The sequence below is a fragment of the Nocardia wallacei genome, from assembly GCF_029868745.1.
Lineage (GTDB): Bacteria > Actinomycetota > Actinomycetes > Mycobacteriales > Mycobacteriaceae > Nocardia > Nocardia wallacei_B.
Map to the genome: position 1 here is coordinate 17,853 of NZ_JARWOP010000307.1, position 19,097 is coordinate 36,949.

Annotated in this window: 17 protein-coding genes; 8 read left to right on the plus strand and 9 right to left on the minus strand. The window is 71.4% G+C overall.

Annotated elements, in window-relative coordinates:
• Positions 1-66: 66 nt before the first annotated feature.
• The 4 genes from QH470_RS28455 to QH470_RS28470 form a co-directional block, all read right to left on the minus strand.
• Positions 67-1,020: a phytoene/squalene synthase family protein gene (locus QH470_RS28455; protein ID WP_280275434.1), complete on the minus strand. Its 954-nt coding sequence runs from the start codon at positions 1,018-1,020 to the stop codon at positions 67-69.
• A complete protein-coding gene (locus QH470_RS28460; RefSeq protein WP_280275435.1) occupies positions 1,017-2,591 on the minus strand; it encodes an alpha-(1->6)-mannopyranosyltransferase A in 1,575 nt (524 codons plus the stop codon). Before QH470_RS28460 ends, QH470_RS28455 begins: the two co-directional genes overlap by 4 nt.
• 234 nt (positions 2,592-2,825) lie before the next feature.
• Entirely contained in the window at positions 2,826-4,397 is a 1,572-nt protein-coding gene (gene crtI, locus QH470_RS28465; RefSeq protein WP_280275436.1) for a phytoene desaturase family protein, read from the minus strand.
• 28 nt (positions 4,398-4,425) lie between these two features.
• Complete coding sequence (locus tag QH470_RS28470) at positions 4,426-5,538, minus strand: polyprenyl synthetase family protein (RefSeq protein ID WP_280275437.1); 1,113 nt, start codon at positions 5,536-5,538, stop codon at positions 4,426-4,428.
• A 161-nt stretch (positions 5,539-5,699) separates the two neighbouring features.
• On the opposite strand from QH470_RS28470, the gene QH470_RS28475 reads away from it, so the two are divergent.
• Together QH470_RS28475 and QH470_RS28480 are read left to right on the plus strand one after the other, a co-directional pair.
• Positions 5,700-6,698, plus strand: coding sequence for a methylenetetrahydrofolate reductase (locus QH470_RS28475; protein WP_280275438.1), 999 nt, complete (start codon positions 5,700-5,702; stop codon positions 6,696-6,698).
• A gap of 84 nt (positions 6,699-6,782) precedes the next feature.
• On the plus strand, positions 6,783-7,493 hold the full coding sequence (locus tag QH470_RS28480) for a hypothetical protein (RefSeq protein ID WP_280275439.1): 711 nt from the start codon (positions 6,783-6,785) through the stop codon (positions 7,491-7,493).
• 2 nt (positions 7,494-7,495) lie between these two features.
• Here the strand turns inward: QH470_RS28480 and QH470_RS28485 are convergent, their stop codons facing one another.
• The 5 genes from QH470_RS28485 to QH470_RS28505 form a co-directional block, all read right to left on the minus strand.
• Positions 7,496-8,728 carry a glycosyltransferase family 2 protein gene (locus tag QH470_RS28485; protein WP_280275440.1) on the minus strand — a complete coding sequence of 411 codons (1,233 nt, stop codon included), beginning with the start codon at positions 8,726-8,728 and terminating at the stop codon, positions 7,496-7,498.
• 125 nt (positions 8,729-8,853) lie between these two features.
• The gene (locus tag QH470_RS28490; protein ID WP_425302802.1) at positions 8,854-9,579 is read right to left on the minus strand and encodes an LppM family (lipo)protein; all 726 of its coding nucleotides are present in this window, start codon (positions 9,577-9,579) and stop codon (positions 8,854-8,856) included.
• A 116-nt stretch (positions 9,580-9,695) separates the two neighbouring features.
• Positions 9,696-10,466: a carotenoid biosynthesis protein gene (locus QH470_RS28495; RefSeq protein WP_280275442.1), complete on the minus strand. Its 771-nt coding sequence runs from the start codon at positions 10,464-10,466 to the stop codon at positions 9,696-9,698.
• Complete coding sequence (locus QH470_RS28500) at positions 10,463-12,028, minus strand: phytoene desaturase family protein (protein WP_280275477.1); 1,566 nt, start codon at positions 12,026-12,028, stop codon at positions 10,463-10,465. The genes QH470_RS28495 and QH470_RS28500 overlap by 4 nt, the downstream gene beginning before the upstream one ends.
• A 5-nt stretch (positions 12,029-12,033) precedes the next feature.
• A complete protein-coding gene (locus QH470_RS28505; RefSeq protein ID WP_280275443.1) occupies positions 12,034-12,654 on the minus strand; it encodes a GNAT family N-acetyltransferase in 621 nt (206 codons plus the stop codon).
• 154 nt (positions 12,655-12,808) lie between these two features.
• Between QH470_RS28505 and QH470_RS28510 the strand changes: the two genes are divergently transcribed.
• From QH470_RS28510 to QH470_RS28535, 6 genes are all read left to right on the plus strand, one after another.
• Positions 12,809-13,249, plus strand: a complete 441-nt coding sequence (locus tag QH470_RS28510; RefSeq protein ID WP_280275444.1) for an SAV_6107 family HEPN domain-containing protein — start codon at positions 12,809-12,811, stop codon at positions 13,247-13,249.
• 124 nt (positions 13,250-13,373) lie between these two features.
• Positions 13,374-13,808: a DUF3040 domain-containing protein gene (locus QH470_RS28515; RefSeq protein ID WP_280275445.1), complete on the plus strand. Its 435-nt coding sequence runs from the start codon at positions 13,374-13,376 to the stop codon at positions 13,806-13,808.
• 391 nt (positions 13,809-14,199) lie between these two features.
• Positions 14,200-14,631 carry a division/cell wall cluster transcriptional repressor MraZ gene (mraZ, locus tag QH470_RS28520; protein ID WP_187684014.1) on the plus strand — a complete coding sequence of 144 codons (432 nt, stop codon included), beginning with the start codon at positions 14,200-14,202 and terminating at the stop codon, positions 14,629-14,631.
• A 201-nt stretch (positions 14,632-14,832) separates the two neighbouring features.
• Positions 14,833-15,804: a 16S rRNA (cytosine(1402)-N(4))-methyltransferase RsmH gene (rsmH, locus tag QH470_RS28525; RefSeq protein WP_280275446.1), complete on the plus strand. Its 972-nt coding sequence runs from the start codon at positions 14,833-14,835 to the stop codon at positions 15,802-15,804.
• A 115-nt stretch (positions 15,805-15,919) separates the two neighbouring features.
• A complete protein-coding gene (ftsL, locus tag QH470_RS28530; protein WP_280275447.1) occupies positions 15,920-17,149 on the plus strand; it encodes a cell division protein FtsL in 1,230 nt (409 codons plus the stop codon).
• Positions 17,146-19,035 carry a peptidoglycan D,D-transpeptidase FtsI family protein gene (locus tag QH470_RS28535; RefSeq protein ID WP_280275448.1) on the plus strand — a complete coding sequence of 630 codons (1,890 nt, stop codon included), beginning with the start codon at positions 17,146-17,148 and terminating at the stop codon, positions 19,033-19,035. Before ftsL ends, QH470_RS28535 begins: the two co-directional genes overlap by 4 nt.
• Positions 19,036-19,097 lie beyond the last annotated feature (62 nt).

Sequence of the window (19,097 nt, forward strand, 5' to 3'; positions counted from 1 at the left end):
CTCGCCATCGACACGGCGGTGGGCGGCCGTGCGCCTGTTAGGCCAGGCACGAATAGCCGGGGTGGGCTACCGACCGGTTCGAATGAAGGGCACGAGCACGGGCCCGAATTCGCTGGCGGCGACCCGCAGGCGCCGGTGTCGAGGGACCACGGCGCGGGTGGCGAATATCGCGTACTCCGAGCGCTCGATCTCGTCGAGGATCCCGGCGTACAGCGTGGCGGCGGTCCGGATGGCCGGTCGCACGCGGGGGTGCAGCAGGTTTATGCCGGGTTCGGCGCGGCGATACAGCGCGCGATTCGTGGCGATCAAGTGCGCCAGGGCGCGGCGCACGCGCGGGTCGGTGCGGCCGGTGCGGTGGCAGTGCACGAGCAGGTCGGCGTCCACGCCGAAGGCATCCAGTTCGTCGGCGGGCAGGTAGATCCGGTCGCGGTCGAGGTCCTCGCCCACGTCGCGCAGGAAGTTGGTGAGCTGGAAGGCCTCGCCCAGCGCCGCGGCGGCGGGCTCGGCCTCGGCGCGCGGGCCGACCGTGCCCAGGACGGGCAGTAACTGCAACCCGATCGCCGCCGCCGACCCGCGCATGTAGCCGCGTAACTCGGCCATGGTGGCGTAGCGGTTGCGGAACAGCGGTGAACCCGGCACGTCCATGCGCATGGCGTCCAGGAACGTCCAGAAGTGTTCGGGCGCAATGGCGAACCGGTCGATGGTGTCGCCGACCGCCCACAGCACCGGCTCCCATTCCGGCCGGACGGTCACGCGCCCGAGCCTTGTCGTGTCGCGGGCCGGAAACGCCAGCCGCTCGCGCAGCAGCTGCTCGATCAGATCCAGTTGTGCCGCAGCGTCTCTCGCGCCGTGGTCGACGATGTCGTCGACCGTGCGGGCGAAGCCGTAGAGGGCGTGCACGGCCGGGCGTTGCTCGGCGGAGAGCAGGCGGGTGGCGAGGAAATAGGTGCGGCCGTGGGCGGCCGCCACCGTGCGGCAGTACCGGTAGGCGGTCGACGCATCGATGCCGCCGGGCGTCACTGCCGGGTTCTGCCGGTGTCGGCGCGCAGCCGCAGCGGATCCACCGTGCGCAGCGACAGCGCCGCCACCACCGCGACGAATGTGGCCGCGGCGACGTGCACCGGGTTGTACAGCCCGATCGCGCCGCCGGGCTGGAACACCAGCATCAGCCAGGTGCACAGGCCCACCAGCACCATCAGCGTCGTGGTCGACATCGCGAATCCGGCGGCCAGTGCGAGAGGCCACGAGTAGTACCAGGGCAGCGCGGCGGGGGAGAGGATGACGATCGCGACGAAGGCGATCAGGATGCCCAGCACGGCCTCTCGCTCGCTGTGCTTGAACCGCCACCAGGTCCAGATCAGGATCGCGACCAGCGCCACCGCGCACAGGCCGCGAGTCCAGGTCAGCACCGACTCCACCCGCAGCGGCGTCACCCAGGTCACCATGTGCGCCATGATGGTCGGCAGCGACAGCCAGTTGATGATCTTCTTCGAACCCGACAGCGCGGTGAGCCAGCCGATCCCGACCCCGGCGACCGCCGACGCCGCGGCGAACACCACCGCGAACACCGACAGCCCGAGACCACCGATCTTGGCGAAGGTCCACAGCGGATGCGGCAGCGGCCCTTTGTCCTCGGCGGACCGCCGCTCCCGTTCGTGAATCATCCAGATCCACACCAGGAACGGCAGTGCCACGCCCGCGGTCGCCTTGATCGCCACGCCGATCGCGACCACCACGATGCCCGCCGCGTGATGGCGCTCCAGCACCAGCGCGATGCCCGCGGCCATCAGCCCGACCATCAGCATCTCGTTGTGCACGCCGCCGATCAGGTGGATCAGCACCAGCGGGTTGAGCACCGCGAGCCACAGCGCGACCGTCGGCTTGCCGCCCAGGTGCTTGGTCAGATGCGGGACCGCCCACATCATCAGGGCCAGGCCGGGCAGCATCACCAGGCGCATCGCCCAGGTCCCGGCCACCACGTTGTCGCCGGTGACCGTGGTGATCCACTTGCCCAGCAGCAGGAAGATCGGGCCGTACGGCGCGGTGGTGGTGGTCCACACCGGGCTCACATTGTCCAGCAGCACACCGGGATTCACCACCGGGCCGACCGTGTACGGGTCGAAGCCGTCGCGCAGCAGCGCGCCCTGCGCCAGGTAGGAGTAGACGTCCGCGCTGAACATGGGCACGGCGAACAACAGCGGGAAGATCCAGATGCCGACGACCGCGCGCAACTCGTTGAGCGTCACCGCGCTACCGCGCTCGGAGGTGCCGATCGTGATCCGCCCCAGCCGAACCCACGCGACGATCATCGCCAGCACACCGATCCACACCCCGATGGTCGCCAGGGCGTAGCCGTGCCCGAACCGCAACCAGGACAGGTGGGCCGCCTCCAGCAGCGGATCGCTGCGCCGCACCGCGCCGGCGCCCAGGCCGCCGCAGGTGATCATCAGCGCGCCCCAGAAGCCCAGCAGCGCCGCGTGCCCCTCGGGGCTACGCAGAAAATCGGCGGAGAAGTGCAGCCACCAGCGCAGGGTGCGCGGTACCGCCGGGGCGGCGAGAGCCGGTGCCTCGGTGATTGCTGTGTCCGCCATGGTGGCGGTGTTCGTGTCGGGGGTCGGCATAGGTCGTCGGGTCCCCCCGGGGAAGTCGGTGCGGTCGGGACCGCTGTCTACAAGGTCGGCCGCTAGTTTAATTGGTTGCGGGGAACACTAGCGCGTCGGTCGGCCGGTATCACGTCGGAGCCGCCCCGCGACGACTCCGTGTCCTTTTTCGGAGCCCGGCACTTCTCCGTCGGCGACCGCGTTGTCGCCGTCCGCCGGACTCGGTCATGCGGAGGCGACGCGGCGGTGCCGGTCACCTCCCGCGGTCGCCCCGAGCCGTGGCGGACCCGTGCCGATGATGCGCTGAGCGGCCAATTTTCCGGACAGGACGGTGGTCGGCACGCCGACTCCGGGCGTGGTGCCGCAGCCCGCGAGCACCACATTGGCGGGTGTCCCGGGGAGATTGCGGGTGCGGAACGGGCCGGTCTGGCGGAACAGGTGCGCCGCGGAGAACGGGCTGCCCGCGAGCATGCCCTGGGCCTGCCAGGTGTGCGGGGTGTCGAGGTGGTCGACGGTGAAGTGTTCGGCGATGCCGTGGTAGCCGCGGCGTTCCAGGACAGCGAGCAGCTCGCGCAGATAGGCGGGACCGATCTCGGTCCAATTCAACGGCGCCGCACGCAGATTCGGGCACGGCGCCAGCAGCGACAGCGGCTCGTGGCGGCCGGTGGGGCGGTCGATGAACAGGCCGGGATCGGTGAGCGCGGGACGGGTCAGCAGCAGCGACGGGTCGCGCATCGGGCGGCCGCGGCCACGGCGGGCGGCGATCTCGGCGAACGTGGCGTCCCACGCGGCGCCGAAGTCGATGGTGTGGTGCGCCCGCACCGGCCAGGCGGCGGCGATCTCGGCGGGGACGGTGCCGTGCGCGACGACCGCCGAGGGCGAGGCCCGCAGCGGCCGCCGGCGGCGAATGCCGAAGCGCTCCAGCGCGCCCAGGTCGGCGGTGAGTACCACCGCGTCGCAGTCGAAGGTCCGGCCGTCGGCGGTCCGCACGCGGCGCGCCCGGCCGTCGGCGTAGTCGATGCCCGTCACCTCGGTGTTCAGCTCGAGACGTCCGCCCGCGGCGGTGAGGGCCGCGGCCATGGCCGCGGGGATCGCGCGCATGCCGCCCTCCGGGTAGTACACGCCCAGGCAGGTGTCCATGTGCGGGATCGCGCCGTACACGCCCAGCGCCTGCGCCGGCGCCATGCCCGCGTACAGGGCCTGGAAGGTGAACAGTCGCGCCAATCTGGGGTCGTCCAGGGTCCGGTGCACCCGTGCACCGAGCCGCCCGAACGCGCCCAGCCGGACCAGCTCGGCCAGCGCCCGCCGCTTCGCGGGCAGCCGGATCAGGTCCAGCGGCGAATCGAAGTTGGTGTCCATGAATTCGGCGTACGCGCCGGTGTAGACGCGCCCCAGCCAATCGCGCAGGCGCAGATAGCGCCCGGCCTCCTCGGGCCCGCAGGCGCCGGTGACCTCCGCGGCCATCGCGTCGGGGTCGTCGAAGACGTCGATCACGGAGTCGTCGGCGAAGCGGGCTCGGTAGGCCGGGGCGAGGTGGTGGATGCGCGGTCCCCGCACCGTGCCCCCGGCCGCGGCCAGTGCCTCGTCGATCAGGCCGGGGAGGGTGAGAACGGTTGCGCCGGAATCTATCTCGTAATCGGGACCGCGGTACACGCCGACCCGGCCGCCGGGATGGTCGGCCCGTTCGAGCAGGGTCACGGTGCGCCCGGAACCCACCAGGTACAGCGCGGCCGACAGTCCCGACAGCCCGGCGCCGATCACGACGATCCGATCGGTCGGTCCGGCAACGGTTCTCACGCGAAGGCTCCTGTGGTCGTCGGGCGCGTCATGCGACGCGCTTGGTGGCGGCCAGCGCCATCGCCCGCAGCCGCTCCTTCGCCTTCGGCGTGGCCGAACTGTGCTCGAGCGCCGCCAGCCCGCGGTCGGTGAGGTCGGCGATGCGGCGCTCCACCTCGTCGACCGCGCCGAGTTCGGTGATCAGCGCGCGCAGCCGGGTCACCGTGTCGGGGGACAGGTCGGTGCCCAGCGACGAGCGCAGCAGCTCGGCCGCCGCCGGGATGGTGGCATCGGCGCGGCGCAGCGCCTCGGCGACCAGGACCGTGCGTTTGCCCTCGCGCAGGTCGTCGCCCGAGGGTTTGCCGGTGACCGCCGGATCCCCGAAGACGCCCAGCAGGTCGTCGCGCAACTGGAAGGCGATGCCGATATCGGTGCCGAACTCGCGGTAGGCGGCGATCAGCGCCGGGTCGGCGTCGGCCAGCGCCGCACCCAGATGCAGCGGCCGCTCGACGGTGTAGGCGGCGGTCTTGTAGCGGTTGATGCGCAGCGCCGCCTCCACCGAGTCGTCGGCGCCCGCCTCGCCGTGGATGTCGAGCAACTGCCCGCCCATCACCTCCGTGCGCATCGCCGCCCACACGGGGGCGAACCGGACCCGCGCTGCCGGGTCCAGCCCGGCCGCCGACACCATGTCGTCGGCCCAGGCCAGTGCCAGGTCGCCGATCAGCACCGCCACGCTGATCCCGAAATGCCCCGAGTCGCCGCGCCATTCGCGCTCGCGATGGCGCTTCTCGAAGTCCACATGCACGGTCGGGAAGCCGCGGCGGGTGCGCGAGGAGTCGATGATGTCGTCGTGGATCAGCGCGCACGCCTGCACGAGTTCCAAAGCGGCGCAGGCGGTCAGCACCGGGCCCGCCTGCGGTCCGGCCGGATCGCCGCCCGCGCCCAGCCAGCCCGTCCAGGCGAACGAGGGGCGGGTGCGCTTGCCGCCGCGCAACACGAAATCCTCGAGTTCGGCGACCGCGTCGACGAATACCGGGCCCAGCTCGCCGACGAGGTCCCGGCGGTCGGTGAAGAACTCGGTGAGCGCGGTATCGACGGCCGCCACCAGCGCCGCGGGAGCGATCGGGGCCGATCTGGTCGGGGTGGTCGGTCCGGCGGACATAGGAACCTCCCAGTGGTTCGACGCGTCGGCGAGCTGTTTATGCGGCTATAGGTAATTCGGGGCACGACCGCACCCCGGATGGAACCTTACCGACCTACCGATTTGCGGCCGATGCGCCCAGGGGCCGCAGTGAGCGGCGCCACCCCACTTACACTGGTTCGGTGAGTTTCGACAACGTACGGGGACGCTCGACCCCAGGCCGAACGACCCGGACGCCGCAGGTTTCCGGAACTCCGTCCGTCGTAGGGCAGCTGGTCAGGCGTCCCGACGGGACCATCCCGTTCTCGGTGGAGTTCAATCCGCCGCGCGACGCCGCCGCCGAGGCGCGGCTGTGGCGTGCCGCCCGCGAGTTCGAGCGCATGCATCCGGCGTTCGTGTCGATGACCTACGGGGCCGGGGGGTCGACCCGCGACCGCACCGCCCGGGTGACGGGCCAGCTCGCCCGGGAGACGACCCTGCTCACGGTGGCGCATCTGACCGCGGTCGAGCACAGCGTCGCGGAACTGCGTTCGATCGTCGGCACCTACGCCGACGCCGGTATCCGCAATCTGCTGGTGCTGCGCGGTGACCCGCCCGGCGACCCGCTGGGCGAGTGGCGCAAGCACCCCGACGGCCTGGAATACGCCGAGGACCTGGTGCGCATGGTCCGCGGCCTCGGCGACTTCCACGTGGGTGTGGCATCGTTCCCGCAGGGGCACCACCGCTCCCCGGACCTCGACCACGACACCGCCTACCTGTGCGCGAAACTGCGTGCGGGAGCGGAGTATTCGATCACCCAGATGTTCTTCGACGTGGAGCACTACCTGCGCCTGCGGGACCGGGTGGCGGCCTGCGACGCGGTCGAGGGCGCCAAGCCGATCATCCCGGAACTGATGCCGATCACCTCGCTGCGCACCGTGCAGCGCGCCGAGGAGTTGTCGGGCCGGCCGGTGCCGCCGGCGCTGATGCGGCGGCTCGAACGCGCCGGGGGCAGCGATCCGGAGGCCAACCGCAACGACGTGCGCGCGGTCGGCATCGAGATCGCCACCGAGATCGGTCAGCGTCTGATCGACGAGGGTGCGCCCTGCCTGCACTTCATCACCCTCAACTTCGCCAAGGCCACCACCGAGGTGCTCACCAACCTCGGTTACACCGTGACGGCCGCCCCCGTGAGCGCCTGATCGGCGTTTCGCGGCTCGATTGCCGGGTGTGTGCTCCGTGCGCGAGTACCCTCACGTCCGACCGTGACGACGAGGAGAACTCCGATGGCCGTGTTGCGCAGTCTGGTTCGTATCGCCGGTGCGATGGGCGTTTCGGTCGCCCTGGCCTGCGCCGGATCCTGGTCGGCGGCAGCCGCTCCGCTGGACCCCGGTGCCGCGGTCGTCGGCGCCGGGCGCGTGGAGGCAGCCGGTACCAATGATTTGCTGAGTGCCTACCAGTCTGCCGTGGAGAGCCTGCAGCGGCTGGGGGTGCAGCCGTTCCTGTACCCCTCGGCCTCGGCGCTGTGCCACGACGGCACCACCGCGGGGCTGGTGCCCGCGCTGGCCGGCGCGCTGCCCGGCCCGTGGCCGAAGACGACGGTGTCGACGCCCGGCTTGGACCTGGCGGCGGTGAAGTCCGGCCAGACTATGTTCGCCTTCGTGCCGTACGGCCTGGAAGCAGACGGCGCGGATACCTCCGGCATGCAGGTGGCATGGCTGAACACCGCCACCGGCCGCGGCGGTTTCGCCGCGATGAACCCGCTGGCGCAGGTGGTCAAGGCGATGGTGCCGCCGAATGTGCCCGCCGAGGTCCGCCCGCTCGCCGAGCAGGCCGTGCAGAACTTCTTCGCCGCCGCCATGCCCGCGGGAGGCGTGCGCGCGGTGCCGGTGAACACCGGTTCCGGCACCGTGCTGGCGGCGGTGTTCGGCTCGGTCCGCAACGGCGAGCGCACGTGCTATTTCCTGCCGACGGTCGGGATCGTCCCGGTGTCCTGAGTTCAGACGGCGCGGGCGGGCAGCGGACGGCCCTTCCAGCTCAGCGCGCCCGCGCGGTGCAGGCGGTGCGAGCGCGCCGACAGCCGCAGATAGGCCGCGATCGACAGCGGATGGGCCAGGGCCGCAACAACATCCGCGGACCGCAGACCGCCGCCCGACTCCAGCGAGCGGGCCAGCAGCCGAGCGGCGACGGCGCAGGCGTAGCCGACACGCCCGGCGGTGCGGGTGCGTCCGCGCCCGCACAGCGCGGCCACCGGCGGCGCGAGGAACGCGAGCGCGGCCACCGCGCCGACGGCGGCGCTGCCGCCCGCCGAACCGTAGGCCGACCACAGCCACCGCGTGTATCCCGCGTCGAGATCGGCCGCGCCCCGGTACATCCGGGTACTCGCGACCCGGCCGCCGCCCACCAGCGCGGTGTGGTGCCCGGCCCGGCGCAGCGCCCGCGACAGCGCCAGATCCTCGGTGACGTCCGCGGCGACGGCGGCATGCCCGCCCACGGCGCGATAGGTGGCCGCGTCGAAGACGAGGAACTGCCCGCACGAGACCGCCGTGGACGGTCGCAGGCTCCGGTTGGCGATCCCGATGGGCAGCGACGCCGCCCAGGACCAGCACAGCAGCGGCTGCACCAGCGCCTCGGCGAGCGTCCCCGCCCGCTGCCGCGGCCACGGTGACACCGATGCCGCGCGGGCCCTGCGCAATTCGCCGACCGCGGCGGCGATCGCACCCGGCCGCAGCCGCACGTCGGCGTCCAGGAACACCAGCGCCCCGGCCGGTGCGTCGGAACCGACCGTCATGCCCGCGATGTCGGCCAGGCGCGCGCAGGCGGCGGCCTTGCCGGTCCAGCCGGGCTCGGGTTCGGTCTCCGCGCAGATCACCGTGAACCGTTCGTCGCCACCCGCCGCGGCGGCGGCCGCCTCGTAGGTGGCATCGGCCGAACGGTCGTCGAGAATCAGCACCCGCAGCCGCGGAACGCCTTGCTGCGCACGCAGATCCGCGATCAGCGACGGCAACCGGCGTACCTCGTCGCGAGCGGGGACGCACACCGTCACCGGTTCGATCACGGTGGTGGGCACGGCGTCGAGTTGCCGCACCGTCAACCGGTTGAGCGCCGCCAGCCCGGCGCCGACGCCGGCGAGCGCGGCACCCGCCAGCACCGGACCGTGGAGCGCGCCGCCGGATCGGCTCGCCGCACTCGCGACGCCCGCCCGCGCCGCCTTCTCACGTGTCCTGTTCATGTGACATCCAGCCTTTCACACGCGGCGACGGCTGTCTCGCCCGTTTCCGTCCTCGCACCGCCACCGGGGAGGACCGTGACCGGCCCGAAACACGGACCGGAACAAGGGGATTCGGCGGCGGGGTGTTACGTGTCGGTGCGCGCCCACGGCGGTGTGGGGTTGCGGCCCAGATACGCCAGCACCGCGACGACGGCCGCGACGGCCAGCGTGATGCCGCCGACGATACCGGCCCACCCCGCGAACGAGCGGGTGTTCGGGTCGGCGTACTTCACCTCGGCGCGCACCGTGCTGACATCACCGGGCGGCAGCTTCCAGGAGACGATCGAGTCGCCCTCCCTGGTGCCGTTGGTGGTGCCGACCCGGGACGGGAACGCCACGGTGAACTGCACGTCCGAGCCCTGCGGCGGCACGGTGCGCAGATCGACGCGCCCGCTGAGGGTGACCAGGTCGCCGGTGCGGATGAACTGCAGGTTGAACATGCCCTGCGTCTCTTCGGACAGCTGGCCGAGTTGCTGCACCTCGCCGAAGGTGAGGTCGTCGAAATAGACCTGGCTGCCGCTATAGCCGTCTTGCGTGTACGACTCCACCCGCACCTTGCTCGCCAGCGTCTCGGGAACCTTCAGTTCCGGGCCCTTGTCCTTGTCGTTGGCGGGCACGGCGGCCACCACGATGCGTCCCGACACCCGATCGTTCGACGACACCCCCATCGACACCTGCAGGCGCAGGCAGCCCGCCAGCAACGGCATCAGCAATACCGTCAGCATCACCAGGGACCAGGCACGATGGCGGCGCCGGCGTGGCGAGCGAAGGCTCGTGCCGTCGGGCTGCGGGGTTGTCGGACTCGGCTGCACGGCTCACATCGTGCCATGGCACGCCGGTTGCCCCGGCATGCGACGGGCCGGGAGCCGCGCGGCGGGTGAGATGACGCGCTGTTCGGGCGGCGGTACGCGGCGGCCCGGCCGGCGAATCAGCCCGGCGAGCGGGCGGCAGTGCGGAATGCGCTCGCCGACAGAGGTATTCCGAGCAGTCCCAGCCCGAGCAGGCCGTAGGCCGCCGAGGCGGGAAGGCCGAGGAACGCCGCGTGCGCCAGCGCGGAGCCCAGCCACGTCCACACGAAGACCACGACGGGGACGGCGAGGGTGCCGGTCGTCGCGGGGTAGCGGCGGCCGAGCAACTCGAGCAGCGCGGTCATCACGGTCGCGACCGCGAACCAGCCGAGATAGTTGGTGTACGGAATCTCCGCCAGGCCCGGCAGTCCCGGCTGCGGGGAGCACCAGGTCCACTGGCCGTCGGCGACCATCTGCGGATCCAGGAACAGGTCCCAGCCGACCGCACCGGCGGCCGTGAGCGGAATGCGCACGGCGGCAACGGAACCGAGCCGATTCGCCACCACCCATACCGGGTACAGTCCACCGGTCCAGGCCAGCGGTATCAGCAGCGGCACGTCCGCCACCGCCGGGCCCAGCCGGTCCTGCGCGTACTCGTAGCAGCCGAACGGGAATCCGTATGCGGTGCCGACCATTTCGGCGACCAGTCCGATGCCCGAGACGATCAGCAGGAACCCGGCGGCGAAGCGGGGGCCGCGAGTCGACCCGGCGTGCGCGAGAGCGGTGACCACCGCGAGCACGACCACCACCACGGTCACCCGGTCCCGGCCTATGCCGCTGGTCAGCGGATAGGCGATCTGGGCGAGGATCAACGCGATCGCCGTGACCGCCGGTAATCGCCGGACCGTCATCCCCGGCCGCGCCGCAGCCGGGACCGCCGCAGATCGCGCAGGATCAGGCGGGCGGCGCTGCGCCCGGAGGCCCCCGACACGCCGCCACCGGGATGGGTGGACGCGCCGGTCAGATAGAGCCCCGGCGCGCCCGGCACCCGCTGGCCGGACAGCTCCGGCAGCGGCCGCCAGAAGAACATCTGGTCCAGCGACATCTCCACGTGCATCACATTGCCGCCGATCAGCCCCAGCTCGCGTTCCAGATCGGCGGGCGTCTGCACGAACCGCTCCCGCACCGAGGCGGCGAAACCCGGTGCGGCGGAGTCGACCTCGGCGATAATGCGATCCGCTTCGCGCTCGGCGTGCGCGCTCCACGCGCTGCCGTCGGCGAGCCGGTAGGGGTGCCACTGCGCCCACAGCGACACCTGATGCTGTCCGGGTGGCGCGATGGACGGGTCGAGCGCGCTGAAGCTCATCCCCAGCACTGCCGGGCGCGGCGGCAGTTCCCCGGCCAGGGCCGCGCCGTGCGCGAGGCGCAGCTGCCGCCGGTCGGTGACCAGCAGTTGCAGGCCGCGGGTGGACTCCTCGATCGACGCGCCGGGGTAGCGGGGCAGCGCGTCGGTCGCGGCGCGGACCACCATGCCGATGCCGGGGCCGACCCGGATGCGCCGCCGCCAGTCGTCGAGCACGGCGGGGTCGAAGTCGCCCCGGCGCAACAACTCCAGCGTGGTCAGGATGTGGGTGCCCGCTATCACGGTGTGCGCGGGCAGGTTTCGGCCGGATTCGGTGCGCACCCGCCATCCGGCGCCCTCGCGGCGCAGTTCGGTGACCGCGTCGCCGGCCGAGACGGCGCCGCCGTCGGCCCGCAGCCGACTCACGAGGGCCGTGGTCAGCGCGCCGCTGCCCCCGACCGCGCGACCGGGCGGCAGCGTGTGCATCAGCGCCGCGAAGCCCACCATCGGCGCGGTGCCCGGCTCCGACATCGGCGGTCCGGACTGGGCGCCGAACCATGCCAGCGCCGCCTTCAGCCGCTCGTCGTCGAACCAGCTGTCCAGCAGCGCGTCTCCGGACTGCAGGAAATCCCGCGACAGGGCGCTGCCACCCGCGCGCGCGTCAAGCCCCCAGAACGAACGTATTAAACGAGCGGGTCCCGGCGGGCCCGCGAACGCCCGCATCACCCGGCGCGAGCGCGGACCCCAGACCTCCACGAAGCGGCGGTACGCGGCGGCGTCGCGCGCGCCGCAGGCCGCCTCGACGGACGCGCAGGTGCGGTCCAGGTCGCGGTGGAACACCAGCGGCGTCCCGTCGCCGCCGGGCGCGGGCGCGAAACCCCAGGGGTCGCACTCGAGATAGCGCAGTCCGAAGCGGTCGAGCGCCAGTTCCTCGATGATGCCGGTGTGCCGGATCATGATGTGCGCCGAGGAACCTCGATCCACCTGGTGGCCGGGAAACCGCGGCACCGTCGAGACCGCCCCGCCCAGCACCTCGTCCCGCTCGAGCACCTCCACCCGATGCCCGGACCGGGCCAGGTAGCAGGCGGCGACCAGCGCGTTGTGGCCGGATCCCACGACCACCACGTTCACATCGGTCACGAAGTTTCCAGCGGCAGCCGGCGGCCCAGGACCGCGAACCGCCGGGTGTCACCGGAGAAGACGAAATTCCTGACCACGTCGGTGAATCCCTGCCGCCGGTACAGCCGCCAGGCCCGGTTGGCCTCGTGGTCGACCTCGGGCGTGGACAGCAGCACCGCTCGCTCGGGCCGGTCCTTCAGCAGCCGGACCAGCAGCGTCTCGCCGATGCCGCGCCCCTGGGCGCTGGGATGGACGTGCAGTTCGGTGAGTTCGAAGTAGTCCGAGAGCAATTCGCGCGCCGCGTGCTCGGGCCAGCCCGACCGCCGCATGCCGTTGTGCACCTGCTGATGCCACCACTGGTGCGCCGCCCCGCTGTAGCCGTAGGCGACGGCCACCAGGGGCGCGGTGCGCAGGTCGAACCGGCCGTTGTCGTCGGGAATCACCGCGCCCACCGCCTGCCAGCCCGGCCGGGTGGTGTGCTCGGTCCACATCGGCGCGCGGTGGTGTTCGGTGCCGCGCGGATAGTCCATGGCCGCCACATACACCGCCAGCGCATCGTGCAGCCGGGCGCGTAGCGCGGCCACCGACAGGTCGACGACGACGGGGGCGGGGGTGTGGTGCGGTCTGAGGGCGGTCATGTCAGGGCGGCGCGGCTCTCGTTCGAACGCGGAAAGTTGTCGGTGGTCGTCTCTATATTCACACTCAATTGAAACGTTCGAATACCTGTTCGGTCCGTCCGGTCGGCGATGCACTCGGAGGACCAAGGGTGTGCGAAGGGTTGGAGGTACCGCAATGGCTGGTCGGATCGGGTATCCCGGACGTCCCGGACGAGCGGGCGGTCTGCTGGACCGCGCCGACGGTCTGCTGATGCAGTCGGCCGCCGAGGGGGACCCGCGCGAACGGTTCCGCACCGCTTATCTGGCGGCCCTGCGAGGCGCGGGGGCGGTGCTGGCGATCACCGGCGCCGACCGCGCGCCGCGGGCCCGTTCGCGCAACGCCTGGGTGCTCATGCAGCAGGCCGCACCCGAGTTCGTGATGTGGGCGGACTACTTCAGTTCCTTCTCCGAAACCCGCGCGGCCATCGAGGCGGGGCTGGATCGTCCGGTCGACGCGCCGCGCGCCGACGAGTTCGCTTCTCGGGTAGGCGCATTCCTGCACGACGTGGAGGACCTGGTCAGTACGGCGGCCCGATTGCGCCCCGCCGAGGCCCGCCTGGGCGACGGCACGGCCTGAACATCGGCGAGTAGGTGGTAGTGCACTGATCGAACTCGTATCATTGAGGGCAGGTAGCCGCCAAGGTCGGCTACTTGTCGTCTACCCGGAGACGACTACCACGACAAGTGCCGGGGGAGGTACCGTGCCACTCTCCGAGCACGAGCAGCGCATGCTCGAACAGATCGAGAGCGCTCTCTATGCTGAGGATCCCAAGTTCGCCTCGACCGTCCGTGGCGGACGCCTACGTTCTGCCACGGGCAGACGCAGACTTCAATCGGCGACTTTGTTCGTCCTCGGCCTGGTTCTTCTCGTCGCGGGTATCGCGCTGCCCGTGAAGCCGGGTGGGTTCCCCATCATCAGTCTGCTCGGCTTCATCGTCATGTTCGGCGCGGGCGTCCTGCTCCTGCTGGGGGGCTCGGGTCTGCCGGGCACCGGCCGCAAGGGGGACGGCGACGCGCAGCCGGGGCCGGGCGGCGGCGGTGGCTCCGCCGCTCCCAAGGGCAAGTCGCGCAAGTCCGGCGGGTTCGCCGCCCGCATGGAGGACCGGTTCAGGCGCCGGTTCGAACAGGACAACTAGCGCCCCGAAGCTTCACGACACGCCGTGCGATGCACGGCGTGTCGTTTTTGTTGTGTGCATCTCATCCGGGGGCGCCGGGTATCGCCGCACCCCTACTCCCCACATCCACCCACCGCGGCTCCCCACTTCCGCCCACCGCGCCGAAAGGGCCTTCCCGATCTGCGGGTTTGCTGGTGGTTGTCGGGTCGCCGGACGCATCGGCGACATGCGTCGGGGGAACTCGGCGGAAACTCCCCACCTCGGTGATAGCTGACATGAGCTGGGCAATCCGCTGCGGGCCGACCGAGATCGCCCCCGCTTTCGATTGAAAGTGGGGGAAAGTGGGGTAATGTGGGACGCGCACTGATGGAGGCCGACCAGACGAGGTGATCCAGCAGGAGGTGTCGAGACGGTGTTTCTCGGTACCTATACGCCTCGACTGGACGACAAGGGGCGACTGACGTTGCCTGCGAAGTTTCGGGACGAACTGGCGGGAGGGTTGATGGTCACGAAAGGTCAGGACCACAGCCTTGCCGTGTATCCGAAGGAGGAGTTCGCCGCGCTGGCGCGACGAGCCGCCGCGGCATCCCGGAACAATCCGCAGGCACGGGCTTTCGTCCGAGCCCTGGCGGCTTCCACGGACGAGCAGCGTCCGGACGGACAGGGCCGGATCACGTTGTCGGGCGAGCACCGCCGCTACGCGAACCTCACCAAGGACTGCGTGGTGATCGGCTCGGTCGACTTCCTCGAGATTTGGGACAAACAGGCGTGGGAGTCCTACCTCGCCGAACACGAGGAGGATTACTCGCAGGCCAGAGACGAGTCGCTGGGCGGAATCTTCTAGCCCCGACGAGGCGAGTGCCCCGCGGCCTCTGCCCGACCAGGACCCTGACGTACTTCCCCAACGCCAGGTGCCGATGGTCGGTCAGAGACCACGGGGCATCCACCACACGACGTGTGAGTCCATTCGCGGGCGGCCCCTGCGGCGTGTGCGCCACGCCTGGCACCGCCGGCGACACCCTGAGGCAGGATCCGGGAGGTCGAGGTGAATCATGCGAACCAGACTCCCCGCCATGTTCCGGTCCTCCTGCGCCGCGCAGACGAAATCCTCGGTCCCGCACTGGATTCCGGTGGCGTCCTGGTCGATGCGACCCTAGGTCTCGGCGGTCATGCCGAGCACTTCCTGCGCACGTATCCGGCGATCCGGCTGATCGGTCTGGACCGCGACACCGAGGCGCTGCGGCTCGCCGGTGAGCGGCTGCGGCCGTTCGAAGACCGGATCACGCTCGTGCACACCCGGTACGACGGTCTGGCCGAGGCGTTGCAGTCCGCCGGGCTGTCCGCGACGAGTTCGGTCCGGGCGATCCTGATGGACCTGGGTGTGTCGTCGATGCAACTGGACGAGTCCGAACGCGGCTTCGCCTACTCGATCGACGCCCCGCTGGACATGCGCATGGACCCGACGGCCGAACTCACCGCCGCCGACGTGCTCAATACCTACAGCCATGGCGAGCTGGCCCGGGTGCTGAAAACCTATGGCGAGGAACGGTTCGCGGGGCGCATCGCGAGCGAGGTCCTCAGGCGGCGGCAGCAGCGGCCGTTCACCACCAGCGCCCAATTGGTGGAGGTGCTCTACGACGCCATTCCCGCCGCGACCCGGCGCACCGGCGGTCATCCCGCCAAGCGCACCTTCCAGGCGCTGCGCGTGGAGGTGAATCGGGAGCTGGAGTCGCTGGAGGCCGCGCTGCCCGCGGCGCTCGCCGCGCTCGAGGTGGGCGGGCGCATCGTCGTCATGTCGTATCAATCGCTCGAGGACAAGGTGGTCAAGCAGGTGCTGACGCGGCGCTCCACGTCGCGCACGCCCGCGGGGTTACCGGTCGAACTGCCGGGCATGGGACCGGAATTCAGGATCCTCACTCGGGGGGCGGAGAAGGCTTCCGCAGGCGAGATCGAGGACAACCCGCGGGCCGCACCGGTACGGATGCGGGCCGCGGAACGGATAGCGGAGGCCGAATGAACATGGCGCGATCGGTACGGCCGGGACAGCTCACGTGGGAAACCACGCGGCGTACCGGACTTGCCGTCGCGTCGAGCCGGCCGACGGGGTTGAACGCAGTAGGGGAGGCGGAGATATGAGCGTGCGCACACGGGTGGACGCACCGCGGCGGGAGTCGTCCCGGCGGGCGGCCAAGACCGCGGAGCAGCGAGCCGCGCAGGTCATGCCGCGGCGCGGCGAGAAGGCCGCGCCGCAGCGGGTGGAGCAGGCCGAGCGGGTGAAATCCGGTGCGGCGCAGCGCGCTTACGCCCGGCGCCGCAACCGCGTCCAGGGCGGCGGCCTGCCGCCACTGCCGGGCCGGGCCGCGTCCGCGATGGCGGGCCGGTTGCCGTTCGTGACCGGCATCATCGCCCTGCTGGCCGGCGGCCTGATGGTCACTTTGCTGCTGACGACCCACGCCGCCGAGGACAGCTACCAGCTCGGCGACGCCCGCCGCATCAACCGCCAGCTCAGCGACGAGCGAGCGGCCCTGCAGCGCGAGGTGGCCGCCGCCGACTCGGCCCCCGAACTGGCGAACCGAGCCCGCGAACTCGGCATGATCCCCGCGAAGGACCCGTCCCGCCTGCTCATCGCCCCCGACGGCACAATCACGGTGATCGGCAAGGAAACCCCCGAACAGGGCGCCCCCGCCCCACCCCTGAACACCACCCCCTCCGCCTCCCCGGCCGTCCCCAAACTCGTCCAGGCCCAAGGAGAACGCCTCGTCCCGGTAACCACCCCCACCCCGGGCGCTAACCAGCCCGCGGGCGCGAGCCCAGCTGCAGGCACCAACCAGCCCGCGGGCGCGAGCCCAGCTGCAGGCACCAACTCTGATGCGGGCACCAACCCTGATGCGGGCGCCAATCCAGGTGCGGGCGCCAACCAAGCGCCCGGGGCGAATCAGGCCCCGGTCGCAGGACAGGGCACCGCACCAGAAGACGCGGCCGCAACGCCGACCCAGGCGGGCGGGAACCAGGAACAGCAGGCCCCGGCCGAGCCCGCCCCGGCGCAACTGCCGGCCGCACCGGCAGCTGGAAGCCCGGTAGGGGCAGACCAGGCACCGGCGGCAGGGGACCCTGTGGCTTCGGACCAATCGGCCGGGCAGTCTGCGGGTTCGGTTCCGGGACAGACGGTTCCGGCTTCCGGGCCGCTTGATCGGGCCGTGCCGGTCCCGGGTACGTCGACCGATTCCGCGAATTCCGCACCGGCCGCGAGCGGTACCTCGCCGGGAGCCGAAGCTGTTGCGGGGCAGCAGGGTCCGGCGATAGCCGGAGCGCCGGAGGCCGAGTCCGTCGAGTCGCCCGCGGCGGGTGGGGCGGTGCGATGAGTCCGGCTCGTGGGCGCACGGCGGCTCGGCGGGCTCCGGCGCGGGGGCCGCGCAAACGCTCGAGGAGGGTGGCCGAGACGGCGGCGGATGCCTCGGCTCGGATTCGGTTCGGGGTGGGGCGGATTCTGATGATGGCGGCGCTGCTGGTCGTCGCGGTCCAATTGCTCTGGGTGCAAACCGTTTCCGCGCCGTCGTTGTCGGCGGAGGCGGCCGGGCAGCGTACTGTGCACGTCGCCGACGCGGCGTTGCGCGGGCCGATCACCGACCGCAACGGCAAGTCGCTCGCCTTCACCATCGCGACCAAGGAACTCACCTTCCTGCCGGTGCAGGTGCGTAAGGAGCTGGCCGAGGCGCGGGCGAAATCCGCCAAGGCCCCCGATCCGGATCAGCGGCTGCAGGCGATCGCCAAGACGATCCACGAAAAGCTCGGCCCGGCCGCCCCGAAGGAATCGGAGCTGCTGGCCATGCTGCGCAGCGACGAGACCTATGTCCGCCTGGCGCGCAATGTCGACGCGCGCGTGGCCGCCGAGATCAAGGAGAAATACCCCGAGATCACGGTGGACCGCCAGGACAGCCGCGACTACCCCGGCGGCTCGCTGGCCGCCAACGTCATCGGTGCGACCGGCTGGGACGGGCACGGCGCCATCGGCCTGGAGTCCTCGATGGACTCACAGCTGGCCGGCACCGACGGCTCGCACACCTACGACCAGGGCTCCGACGGCGCGGTGATCCCCGGCAGCGAGCGCGACCGCCAGCCCGCCGTCGACGGCGCGACCGTGGAGCTGACCCTGGATTCGGATCTGCAGTACTACGTGCAGCAGCAGGTCCAGCAGGCCAAGCAGATGTCTGGCGCGCAGGACGCCTCCGCCGTCGTGCTCGACGCGCACACCGGCCAGGTGCTCGCGATGGCCAACGACAACACGTTCAATCCCGAACTGGGCGCGAAGGATTGGGGTTCCGCCCAGATGGGCAACCCCTCGGTCACCAACGTTTTCGAGCCGGGTTCGGTGAACAAGATCGTCACGGCGGCCTCGGCCATCGAGTACGGCCTCACGAATCCGGAAGAGGTGCACCAGGTTCCCGGCGAGATCAGCATGGGCGGTGTCACCGTGCACGACGCGTGGGACCACGGCGTCACCCCGTTCACCACCACCGGCGTCTTCGGCAAGTCGTCCAACGTCGGCACCCTGATGCTGGCGCAGCGCGTCGGAGAAGACCGCTACGCCGACATGCTGAAGCGCTTCGGGCTCGGGCAGCGCACCGGCGTCGGCCTGCCGGGCGAGAGCGGCGGCAGCGTCCCGGCCCGCGACCAGTGGTCGGGCTCGACCTTCGCGAACCTGCCTATCGGCCAGGGCCTTTCGATGACCCTGCTGCAGATGACGGGCATGTACCAGGCGATCGCCAACGACGGCGTGCGGGTGCCGCCGCGCATCGTGAAGGCCGAGATCGGCCCGGGCGGCAACCGCGAGGAGGAGCCGCAGCCCGACGGTGTGCGCGTCGTCAGCCCGCAGACCGCACGGACCCTGCGCGGCATGTTCCAGTCGGTGGTGCAGCGCGATCCGATGGGCGTGCAGCAGGGCACCGGGCCCGCCGGCGGCGTCGAGGGCTACCAGGTGGCGGGCAAGACCGGCACCGCACAGCAGATCGACGCGAATTGCCGCTGCTACTCCGCGGACCGCTACTGGATCACCTTCGCCGGCATCGCCCCCGCCGACAACCCGCGCTACGTCGTCGGCATCATGCTGAACGCGCCGATCCGCAGCTCGGACGGCAGCGGCGGGCAGTCGGCCGCGCCGCTGTTCCACAACATCGCCTCCTGGGCGCTGCAGCGCGACCGGATCCCGCCCTCCCCGCCCGCCAAGCCCCTTGTCCTGCAAGCGATGTGAGAATGGTTCGCCTGATGCAACGGTACCCGTCGGCCGGATCGGCGGACCCCCTCGGCGCGCCC

Excerpts from the sequence above, each read along its gene's own strand:
- QH470_RS28485 (WP_280275440.1), bottom strand. The coding sequence starts at position 8,728 with ATGAACAGGACACGTGAGAAGGCGGCGCGGGCGGGCGTCGCGAGTGCG.
- QH470_RS28510 (WP_280275444.1), top strand. The coding sequence starts at position 12,809 with ATGGCTGGTCGGATCGGGTATCCCGGACGTCCCGGACGAGCGGGCGGT.
- QH470_RS28460 (WP_280275435.1), bottom strand. The coding sequence starts at position 2,591 with ATGGCGGACACAGCAATCACCGAGGCACCGGCTCTCGCCGCCCCGGCG.
- QH470_RS28470 (WP_280275437.1), bottom strand. The coding sequence starts at position 5,538 with ATGTCCGCCGGACCGACCACCCCGACCAGATCGGCCCCGATCGCTCCC.
- QH470_RS28480 (WP_280275439.1), top strand. The coding sequence starts at position 6,783 with ATGGCCGTGTTGCGCAGTCTGGTTCGTATCGCCGGTGCGATGGGCGTT.
- QH470_RS28505 (WP_280275443.1), bottom strand. The coding sequence starts at position 12,654 with ATGACCGCCCTCAGACCGCACCACACCCCCGCCCCCGTCGTCGTCGAC.
- QH470_RS28535 (WP_280275448.1), top strand. The coding sequence starts at position 17,146 with ATGAGTCCGGCTCGTGGGCGCACGGCGGCTCGGCGGGCTCCGGCGCGG.
- QH470_RS28495 (WP_280275442.1), bottom strand. The coding sequence starts at position 10,466 with ATGACGGTCCGGCGATTACCGGCGGTCACGGCGATCGCGTTGATCCTC.
- ftsL (WP_280275447.1), top strand. The coding sequence starts at position 15,920 with ATGAGCGTGCGCACACGGGTGGACGCACCGCGGCGGGAGTCGTCCCGG.